Raw genomic sequence first — 1763 nt, forward strand, 5'->3', positions numbered from 1 at the left:
CCGCGCTGAACGTGTTCGCAGCTTATAGGGGCGAACATCAGCGCCTGATGGGAGGTTCATAAATGGTGTCAACCAAAATGCGAAGCGCGTGGATAGCGGTAATTGTGTCGTTGATGATCACAGGGTTCGCTCATGCGGATCTTGCAAAAGGTACTCGCGCGATAATTCCGGCCGAAGTGCCCCTGTGCAATATTCTCAGCATCGATGCGGAAATGACGTTACTGGATGCAGGTATTTCAAAAGCAGTCAAAGGTTGCACACTAAATACCAAGCCTCAAGATGCGGTTCTTTTGATGAACTATGAGAGTTTAAAAATGGGCAAATATAGCCGGTGGTACCTTCTCGACACGGAGGAAGAAACGTTCATTCCCAATTCGATGATTAAGTGAGTTTAGATACCTTCATAAAAGGCTTGGGCTCGTCTGTCGCCCCATAAATCGTCTACGCTTCTTGATGGTCGCGCCCGACGCGGCCCGGGCTGTGCAATTCTCGCGCTTTCCAAAGGCCCCGCGCTCGGACCAATTTTAGAGTAACGCAGGGTGCCTATCTGCGACCCGTATCTTGTTAGCAAGCGCAGTTCACTGCCAATTTAAGTTTGTGCCGAGCCGTCCTAGGTCAAAGTTTGACGACTTCTGGCCCAAAATGCTGGCTGGGTTGCATCCTGACCAATATTGATGTTTTTGGGGTGAGCGCAATCCCCTTACAAAGCATTAGGGGCTTCCCTACAGAAAATAGATTTAGGTTATGGATTAATACGACGTACCTCTCCATTTAGTTGTGCAGGAGTGGCCGCTACGATTGGCGCATATTAGAGCCCCGTGGGAGGCTTTTAAATGAAAAAGTTTCTGTTAGCACCATTCGCGTTATTGATGCATTCTGCTTTAGCGGCAACAACAACTGGTTTGAGCGTTACCGGCATTATCGACCCGCCATCTTGCGACGTTTCGATGGTGGGAAGCGATTTTTCTTATGGAACATCAATTCTTCTAAATCCGACTGGAAACACTGCGCTAGGTGTTAGTGCCCCGCAAACATTGAACATTACGTGCGCTGGACTCGTGTTGGTAGGAATTCGAGGAACCGATAACAGAGCAGGAACAAATGTTACCTCGATTAACCCTAATGCATACGGATTGGGGCTTGACGGAGGAAACAATAAAATTGGCGATTATACACTGAATTATTCAAATGTTTCGCTCAATGGTGGCACTGGTTTTATGGTTTGGAGTACAGATGGTGGGACGACATGGGCTGGCGGAAATGGAGGCGGGACCATCAATACCTACGCTGCTCAGGCCATAACCTACGGCCTTAAGGCAACGTCAGGCGCGGGGCAGCCTGTTCCGATGACGAGCGCCTCTTTTAATCTAGCTGTTACTCCGACTATTGCACCCAAAAGCACATTAGATGCGAGCAACACCATTCAACTGGATGGCTCCGCCACCATTGCGCTGGTGTACCTTTAATGCGCCCTATATAGGCGCGGAAATACTGGGTTGCTCAAGCAAGTGACTGAAGAATATCAGAAATTATCGAGGCCTGGTCATTCTAGTCACTTGCGCTCAATCGTGTGGTTAGCTTACGTTTGGACGACGGCCATCAAGCCGGCATTCAACTATATTTTTTGCAATTCGCTGTTTGCGCACATGATCAGTAAGATGCGCCAGCGCCAGAAGTGCAAGCGACGCCCCGTTAGACGTCCGGGGAATCTCACAGGCTATTCTTCTAAAACAGACAGTCGATGCGCACCTTACGCTTTTGGC

The 1763-nt window shown here is 49.1% G+C and carries 2 protein-coding genes; both read left to right on the top strand.

Going from position 1 to position 1763, the window contains the following annotated elements:
• The first annotated feature begins 62 nt into the window (after nt 1-62).
• Nucleotides 63-389 carry a hypothetical protein gene (locus D8U73_RS00010; RefSeq protein WP_130903380.1) on the top strand — a complete coding sequence of 109 codons (327 nt, stop codon included), beginning with the start codon at nt 63-65 and terminating at the stop codon, nt 387-389.
• Nucleotides 390-833: 444 nt separating this feature from the next.
• Nucleotides 834-1466: a hypothetical protein gene (locus D8U73_RS00015; protein WP_130903381.1), complete on the top strand. Its 633-nt coding sequence runs from the start codon at nt 834-836 to the stop codon at nt 1464-1466.
• The last annotated feature ends 297 nt before the right edge of the window (nt 1467-1763 follow it).

The organism is Pseudomonas sp. Sample_22 (genome assembly GCF_004307635.1).
In the GTDB taxonomy this organism is placed as follows: Bacteria; Pseudomonadota; Gammaproteobacteria; order Pseudomonadales; family Pseudomonadaceae; genus Aquipseudomonas.